Here is an 8357-nt window from a genome sequence, read left to right as displayed (position 1 = left end):
TCACCTGGCGAAGATTGAATCAGACCGCCGACACTACTGCAAGGCCGACTTTTTCAACACAATCGGGCGTTAGCCGCCATTGGCCGTTAAACGCTGGTATGCCGGCCAGCGTCAGAGTGTCCGCCAGCACACGGTTTTGACGGATAGCCGGACAATCTCGGCGGGTAACGGGTTTGCGGACACGTTCTGTTCGCTCCTAGCGTACGCAAAACTCACTTTCGTGTCGTGATCCCATTAAGCTCAGCGTTCATCAAGCACGGCGATCGATAACGGTCATCGGCACACGCAAATGCAAGCCACCACATTTACTAAGTAAAAAAATGCCCAAGCGAACGCCTAGCTTTACAATCGCGCAACCCGTCGCTGCTCGTACTATAGTGAGCATGACGCCGGGTTATGATCGCAACTGTCGCAAACTCCGCAAGCGCCGCCTAGATACCGAACCTCCTTGCCGACATTGCAGTGGCAGGGTTACGTAACGGCAGCCGTTGGAGTGGATCGCATTGAGCTAAAAGCTCTGGGTGGCACGGATACCTGGGACAACACGCAGAGCCTGTGCCACCATTGCCACGTGGCAAAGACCACCACCGATACCCGACGGATGAGGAGGGGATAGTAAAACGCCATTACGCCCCTCCATGACTGATATGCGATGCTACGAAAACTGCCGAACAGTCTTAACTAGCTTTGTATAATTCTGAAGCAGTTTGTAATCCTTTGATCCATTTGTGAAACCGTAATCAACCACTATACGAACGCCAAACCCTTGGCTGTTGAGATTCAGCACCTCAGACAGCTTTTGATCGCTTAATTGCGCCGCGTGATGTATAGCCTCGATACCCGCTTTCACAGACTGTTCGGCATGGTTTTGCTGAAAGTGATCGGTCGTTATGAAAAACTTCCATGACGGATCATGACTCGGCAGCATTAGATCGTCGCCGCCAAGATATTGCGTAATCAGCAGCGGGATCAAGTAACTCAACTGTACATTTGCCTTCCCGACCAAAGCCATTGCCGTTTGAAGTGCCTCCATAATAGAGAATGCGTCACGAGCAGAGAGCTCATACATAGCCAGATAGGTCGCAATCACTTCTTCGGGTGGGAGTATCTCAGGCCTACCTTTTCCATCGCGAAGTACCGCCATATGATCCATGAGAGCTGGATTTATACGCAGGCGGCTTATTAGTTCCGCAATTAACGGTCGAAGCTGCGACGGTTTAAGCGCATATCGTTTGTTGAAGAAGCGCCTGAGGTAAGCCTCACCGTCGAAGCCGACGCCGTAAGCCGCACCAACAGAGTGAGCGAGCTGTCGCCCATGTAATCCCAAAACGAACGCCACACCGTCGACGTCAAAAAGGTGCTTTATCTCCTCTAGCACCTTGATGGCGTAAGTAGGACGACACCGATCAAGTTCGTCGACAATGATTGTTATCGGAAGCTTCATACCAGCCTTGACGAGCGCCGCGACAACGTCGGACAAGCTATGCTTCATATCTCGGATCGCTTGTTGGCCGTCTCGGAATTTCGCAATCCTGACGTCCATACTGGGAGCCGGTGGCTCGACCACTCTCGCTGAGACATCATTGACCAGTGCCGCCGCACCATCTTTTAAGGCGTCCTTGCGAATATCACGGTCAACCTCCGAAGCTTTCGTGAGTTCGTCCCCCAACGCTTCCGCAGCTCCCTGCGTTATCAGAAATCCGACACCCCGTTTGGCAAGGCCAATGCCGACAATCTTTGCGACCCGTCCTGCTTTTGCTTTGAACTGCGTTAGTCCTGCCTCCACGGCTGCGTCTTCTTCAGCCCACGGCTTCAACGCCTTGTCGAGTGTAGCCGCCAGCGCAACGATTGGCTCGTCCTCCAAATCATCGACCCAGGCATCAACGAAGGCGCTTACATGCTCAGTTGCCCGAAGATGACGATCAAGGCGTCGTAGGAAGAACGTCTTGCCCTGCCCGTAGCTTGTATCGAGAGCTACGACGTGGGCGTGTCCATCCTCGTGGATTGGTGCCCGCGACGCGACGCTTTCGAGGTATCCAATGAGGTCTTCGGCTTCCTCGCGGCGGTTGAGTAAGTCGCCTGCCCAAACATCATCCAGAGCTTCCATCGGATATCCTCACGCTCGCCTTACCCCGAGAGGGTGCCACAGATACCCTGTGAGGGTCTACACGGGCGTACGGCACCAGAGTGCGCTCCGGTCCCATTGATCCGCCTAGGCCCCAGTTTGAGCACGAGGACGAGGGGGCGTCAGAAATCTGAGGAATGGCGCACCAAAGCAACAGCACCCCCCTGCAAAAGACGCCTGGGTGAATTAAAATACCTATTGCTTACCCCGTAAGCTGCTGGGTAGCCGACCGCTCCTTTAAGCTTAGTTTGGGTAATGGCTCAAGCCGTCGGAGCTCGTAGATACGAAGTCGATCGTTCATTGACTTGGTGTTAGGCCATATCAATGCGGTGACCTCCTCCTTCCCGGTTATGAACAAACTTACTGACATAGTACTTGCCAGTAGTCCCTGGCTCGTTGCCGTAAGGTTTCCGGAATATGCGAGTATGCTGACCGGCAGAACGCCATCAAAAACAAGCGAGCCGACGGTGACACGAAACGCCGCCCCAGCGGCGTCAAACATTACCATGAAAGTCCGGTCATTTGAACCGAACACCCCCTTGGGATGTGGATCGCTTCGGTCGATCGATCTCAATGACTTGGCAACAACAGCATCGTACCGACGTGTTTCGTCTTGAGCAAAAGCATGAATTTCATCGAGTCTGGTTGACATTTTGCGTCGCCCAGCAAGCGCAGCCGCGCGAGTGCTAGTGATATGTTCAACGGCCTCGCCGGGATCTTTAATCTCGTCGAGCAGGCGTTCAGCGACAGCGTAGTACCCGTCGCTTATTAGCTGCGCCGCTAAGTTTGAGGTGGCTAGAGCATTTCCCGCCGAGGCAGCACGCGAATAATAATCCATACTTACCTCCTTATCGATGTCACGAATAAGGACGCCGCGATTGTTGAGGGACCAAATATGCTGATCACTCTTAGAGTCAATTTCGCAATACCGTATAAACGACATCGTCCAGTTTCTGCTATTATCAGCATAGTCCAAGGCCAAGGAGAATCGATCAGAGGCACGGCCTGGATCACCAATCAACGCCATCTCGGTAGCAATATGATAAGCGAAAGTCTGCGTTGAACTTTCTAGACTAGCGGCAAGTGCGAAGAGCATAGCAGATCGCTCGCCGGAGGTCGCACCCGCAGCGACTGTCTCTTGGTAAAAACTCAGTGCTTTGATTGGGGATATCATCCGGTAGTAGGCGTTAACTACAGAATGCAAAACGAGTGCGGCGTTGTCCTTAGTCTTTCTTGCCAGAGATTGCCGGATCAGCACCTCCGCGGTTTCAATATCGTGAGTCCCAACAGCCGTTCGGAGCATAGATAGCAGTGGCGAAACCCAGGTTACATTTGCTTCTGCTAAAGACATTAAGTCTTCTGACGCACCCGATCCGCCAAGTTCACGCTTTCTCTCGATATAATAAGTTGTCCAAAAGTCTTTATCGGTCTCGGGGTCGGCAGCCTGAAACGACGCCCAGGCAATATCTAATTCAGTGACATTTGACGCGTCAATCATTTGACCAATAGAGATGTCCCCATGATCGATCGGCGGCTCAAGCGGAGCCTCGGCGAGTGCGGCCATAGAAGGCTTCGCATCCGAACCGGCTTCACCAGTTGGAGGCGGTATGACCAAACCAGCTTCTGCATGAACTGGTGCCTGCGCGACGCTCTCCGCGATTTGCTTTGATCCATCAGCCTCAAACTTCAGCCAGTCCTTGATGCTGAAGCCAATCTTTCCTCTTTTTGATATAATCATCTTGACGATCAGCAGTATGACAACGGCGACGACGATCGTCGCAATCGGCCACGCGATAGCTTCGGCAAGTTTTACGCCGTCCATAATTCCCCCATGCCCTGGTCTGCTCGATGCCTTTGGCTAAGCAATGAGTGAAAAGAGGATCAAAACCAAAACAAAACACCGCCACGGGCTCGGCCAGCAAGCCGATCATGCCCGATTACCTCAGTGCGGAAGCCCTGGACGTATGGTTCGAACAGCTTGATCGAAGTCCCGACCGATCCTGTGTTACGTCTGTTAAAAAGCCGAGCTTGTCGCGCTGTATGTGGGCAGCTGTCATGTTAAACAAATTAAATGCTGCTATTCCACATCCGCCGCGAAAGTCGTCATCAGAATGCCAAAAATGCCGGCTAGGAGCAAACTTGGAAGGCATAGTGCTCTCATAAACCCTCGCTCCCATGACTGGCAGCTGGCAGGTATCAAAAACATAGCTATAGTCACGCTTAGATGCGCTCATCGCCAACCGGTTGATATAAATGTCGTCATAGCTGTAGTGGCTTTCAATCATGAGCGGCGGGAACTGCAATAACGGGCAATTGCCGGCTTGCATTGCGTGAGACGGATCAATGCCGGAAACTCATGTTCCGTAAGACCGAAGCCACATTCGATGCGACGGACGTGTAATGCTGACTTGCCTGTTTACGAATGGCAAAAAGGGTTTAATACGGATACTAAGGCCGAAAATGGCGCCTTGCTTGCACAAGATGTCACAGTCGATCGAACCTGATACTCAACGTGGACAGAGATGATCGGGCAATTCGCTCCTACGGACACTTGCCTGTATTAGGCATGACCGGCCATCGGCATTCACACGAAAGGTTAGCGCTTCCAGCTCAGTGATACGCTCTTCGTAGTTGAGCGTCTTGATCGATTGGTCGATAGTGATGACCCAGTAGGGCTTCCCGCGTTCTAAGTGGAAGTTAGCATAGACTTGGCTTTGATCTGTCCAGGTCACGGCGCGATTTCGCCGCTGCATGTCGAGATCAGTTGTGTTAGGATGACTGCCCTCAGGCGCCGCTTTCAGAGCCTCGCGGTAAGTGATGTACCGCGCGACGTTCGCTACCCGGCGGAATGCGGCCACCTGGGCACGCTCGCGCGCTTCGCCGGGCGGCATAACCCCGGGTGCAATACCGATACTGCCTTTTGCGAAAACATCCCAGGAGCGAAGCTTTAGGCCAAACCGATCAAGGCGATCGGCGGGAATGCAGAGTTCCGGCCTGCCGGCATACGGTGCGCTTAAGATGATCGTCCGGCATCGGCTCATCCAGCCGTCATGCCACTCTCCCAGCCGCGCCGTTGGCTTTAGGACGGAGGACTGAATTGGAAAGCTCTCGGGTGCGAGCGAACGTAGCGGGCCGTTCACTGGACCAATCGTGCTAGCCGGCACTTGGTCGAACACGCGCGGATTGCCTGTAAGTCCGATGGGCGCCGTTTCGCTTAGAGCGAGCCACCGGACAGGTGTGGGTTTTGGATCGGGCCAACTTGGCCAGAACGGATCAGTGCCCGAAAGAACGGCCGCACGTACTACATACTGGCCAACCTCGCCCACGTCGCACTCCTTTGGGATGTCGCTTGGGGCGCACCAAACGCTCTTGCCATCCCAGCGCAGCACGGTTGTGCCTGAAGGTGCCGACGCGACGAAGTCCGGTACGATCGCACCGTTAGGCCCGGCATACTGCCACCGCTCGCCTGCTTCCGCGCCGTTTCGTACCCACAACCGGACATAGGCGCCCGCCGGAAGGTTGTGCCACGTCAGCCTTAGCGCGATTTCCTCACCCAGCGGTCTGGATTCGGCTCCAATTCGCTCGACACAAAGGTAAGGTCGTGAGACCTCGGTACTCACCTGGCAGCCCGTGATCTTCTCCGGCCGCCAGACCTGCCGTTCGCGTTCGATCTCGGCCGTCCGCCGGGCTGCCGCATCCGCCTCATACCGCTCCCGCTCGCTCTTACGGTTCGTCTCTGCGTACTTAGCCGTCCAGCGCTCGCGTTCGATCCGCTCGGCTTGCAGCGCTAGGCCAAGCGAGTCGGCAGATACTGGCCCTCGCTGCTCGGTGATCGGCGCCTGCGATCGTCCGACGCCTGACGCTGCGAGCGCACCCGCCTCTAGCAAAACCGTGACGAACAATGCCAAGCGGAGCTTCATCGCAAGTTGGGTACCCCAGCGAAGTTAAAGAGGCGTTACGTCCTTTTTGTAGCTTGTTGGTTACAGGCGATCTTTCCCAACCGCCAGCATCGCAATGGGGATAGTCGTCCACGGGTGTTCCCCGCAGACCTCCTCGCGGTCTTAGAGCCTTTCTCTGGGCGACAGTAGAAGGCCAGCTTCCCAAAAGGCAGGCGGCCATCGTCTTCACTGCGCGGCGCTGCCGCCTTTCTTGCAAACGAAGGCGCAGCGAGAAAGCCGGGCAGAATCGTTCTCTTGATGCGCCCAGGGGAGCTAATTTCTCGAAATCTGTTCCCGATTGAGTTTTCTCAAAACAGGCCGCGTACATGGGAAAGCGGGAATATTTCTGCACGGCAGATGGCCGGTTTCGAGGCGCCGAGATGATTTACTGACCGTCGATACTGGTGCTGGTGATGGACACCGCCGAGGAAGAACGCGCACGCGCCGCGGTGCTGAAGAGCGAGACGCCCGGCTAACCAGCCAAGGCGGCGCAAGAGAGAAGAGGGTGAGAGGAGGAGACCGGAATAGGCCGGACAGGATCCTTCCCCCATGCGCACTCGCTACATAGCAACTTTCGCCGATACGATCCGGACCGACCCGGTGACGCTTGCGCGGGAATATCTCTCCGCCCGCGATGCAACCGAACACGAGTTCCAGACCGACGAGGCACGCTCTGCCTATGTCGACGTCCTGTCGGCGCTTGGCCGCTTTCAGCACCGGACGGCGTTTGCACGCGCGCTTGCCCAGTTCGACGTCCGCCCCGAGGCCGTGGACACAACGCGACAGGACAATCGTCTGCGCCCGATCGCGTGGTCGTTCGGGGAGGGAGCCATGTTCCCCGGCTTCACCGATGACACGAACTGGAACGGCTTCCTCAACGTCAGGGTGCCGGTCTCGGCATGGCCCTACGTGCTGGCCGAGCTGATCGACGGCGCGGATGGCGATGCCGAGATGATCGACGGATACCGACGGCTAGGCACTACTGAAGGTCTGGTCTGCCTGTCCCACGGGTTCACCACCCATGAGGTGATACCGACTTGGGCGTCGTTCTTTCCCGACTATGCGATCGACACGATGGTGCCGATCCCGCCGGAATGGTCAGAGATGAGCTGGCGGCACGAAACGGCACCGAGCTTCGGACCTTGCGTCGGTCCGATGGGCGAGGCCGCACAGATCTGGATCGACTACGAACAGGCGGCGATGCGCGAATTCCCGGAGAGCGCGAGGTTCACCTTCAGCCGGCGTGACGCAGTCGGCGAACTGACGGTCATCTATGCGGGCGACGACTATGCCGAAGCCCTTGGGCATATTGCGATCGAGACACTCGCCTGCGCATTCGCACACCGTCTCGCAGAACAACTCGATCCAGACGAGTGGTGCCAGATGCGGGTACGAAACCAGACGATCGCAGCTGGTGTCTGTGCGTCGCACGACTTCCTCGACGCCAACGTGGTCATGCTGGCGGCGTGGCAAGCTACACGCCAGCCCGCGATCGTCGGGAATGGTGATGCCGATGCACTCGGCACCGACCTCGCTCACGTCAACGCCGCCTGGGAAGTCGCCACCCGCTATTACCTGACGGCCTCGGACGAGGCAGCCCGGTTCGACACCTGGCGTGTAACGGGGCGCGATGTGCCAAGCCTGGCCGCAGCGGGTCACGATCTGGCGACAATCCCACCATCGGATAGCGCAGGCCGCGTCTACTCGGTTGGCTTCGTCCAGGCGCATGGGACCGACTGGATCGTCGACGTCGGCAACACCAGCCGGAGCTTCGACCACCTGATCGATGCAGAGGCTCACCTCTGGTCAGTCTTCGCATCCGACGAGTGTCGCTACGCCTGAGCGGTGGAACGTCCGCGCAACGGGTAGAGAGGCCGCGATCGGTGTTTACCCAGGCCGACCAAGTAGGCCCGAGGCCCAAAGAGGGAGGGGGAGGTGACAGGAAGATGCGGGGAATGGCCCCGCCGAGCCTGAGGACACCACCATGCTCCCTGCCACGATCGCCACCAGCGCCGCGCACGAAGCCACCGCCAAGGTTGGCCGGCTGCTAAACGGATCGCTGGCGAGCGCCGAAGCGCGTCTGGCGTCCATCGGCCGTCTGAATGACCGTTGTCGCCATGGCCTCGACCGTACCGCTCGGATCATGGTGACGAGGAGCTGCCTTGGCACCTTCGCTTCTGGTGACGGTGCCATGGAGATCGTCGTTCGAGCGAGACTCCACGCCGCCATCCGCCACCATGTATTCGCCGATGCGGATGCGGCCGAACGGGACCGGGGCAACTTCGAGTTCGAGG

5 protein-coding genes and 1 pseudogene are annotated in these 8357 nt (G+C 56.9%); 3 read left to right on the top strand and 3 right to left on the bottom strand.

Annotated elements, in window-relative coordinates; genetic code table 11:
* The first annotated feature begins 493 nt into the window (after positions 1 to 493).
* Positions 494 to 616: an HNH endonuclease gene (locus tag sphsw_RS20440; protein ID WP_443024383.1), complete on the top strand. Its 123-nt coding sequence runs from the start codon at positions 494 to 496 to the stop codon at positions 614 to 616.
* A 39-nt stretch (positions 617 to 655) separates the two neighbouring features.
* Here sphsw_RS20440 and sphsw_RS10785 read toward each other — a convergent pair whose 3' ends face one another.
* The 3 genes from sphsw_RS10785 to sphsw_RS19395 all read right to left on the bottom strand — a co-directional run bounded on the left by sphsw_RS10785 (position 656) and on the right by sphsw_RS19395 (position 6033).
* The gene (locus sphsw_RS10785; RefSeq protein WP_031440628.1) at positions 656 to 2107 is read right to left on the bottom strand and encodes a KAP family P-loop NTPase fold protein; all 1452 of its coding nucleotides are present in this window, start codon (positions 2105 to 2107) and stop codon (positions 656 to 658) included.
* 220 nt (positions 2108 to 2327) lie between these two features.
* On the bottom strand, positions 2328 to 3947 hold the full coding sequence (locus tag sphsw_RS10780) for a hypothetical protein (protein WP_031440627.1): 1620 nt from the start codon (positions 3945 to 3947) through the stop codon (positions 2328 to 2330).
* Positions 3948 to 4632: 685 nt separating this feature from the next.
* On the bottom strand, positions 4633 to 6033 hold the full coding sequence (locus tag sphsw_RS19395; protein WP_152555479.1) for a hypothetical protein: 1401 nt from the start codon (positions 6031 to 6033) through the stop codon (positions 4633 to 4635).
* A gap of 579 nt (positions 6034 to 6612) precedes the next feature.
* Here sphsw_RS19395 and sphsw_RS10775 point away from each other — a divergent pair.
* Positions 6613 to 7905, top strand: coding sequence for a hypothetical protein (locus sphsw_RS10775; protein WP_031440626.1), 1293 nt, complete (start codon positions 6613 to 6615; stop codon positions 7903 to 7905).
* A gap of 142 nt (positions 7906 to 8047) precedes the next feature.
* Positions 8048 to 8357, top strand: a pseudogene (locus tag sphsw_RS20435) (hypothetical protein); the annotation flags it as partial.

The organism is Sphingomonas sp. FUKUSWIS1 (assembly GCF_000733135.1).
In the GTDB taxonomy this organism is placed as follows: Bacteria; Pseudomonadota; Alphaproteobacteria; order Sphingomonadales; family Sphingomonadaceae; genus Sphingomonas; species Sphingomonas aerolata.
The sequence above is the reverse complement of the archived record's forward strand: the minus strand, read 5'-3'. Positions and strand labels throughout refer to the sequence as shown.

Excerpts from the sequence above, each read along its gene's own strand:
- sphsw_RS10785 (WP_031440628.1), bottom strand. The coding sequence starts at position 2,107 with ATGGAAGCTCTGGATGATGTTTGGGCAGGCGACTTACTCAACCGCCGC.
- sphsw_RS10775 (WP_031440626.1), top strand. The coding sequence starts at position 6,613 with ATGCGCACTCGCTACATAGCAACTTTCGCCGATACGATCCGGACCGAC.
- sphsw_RS10780 (WP_031440627.1), bottom strand. The coding sequence starts at position 3,947 with ATGGACGGCGTAAAACTTGCCGAAGCTATCGCGTGGCCGATTGCGACG.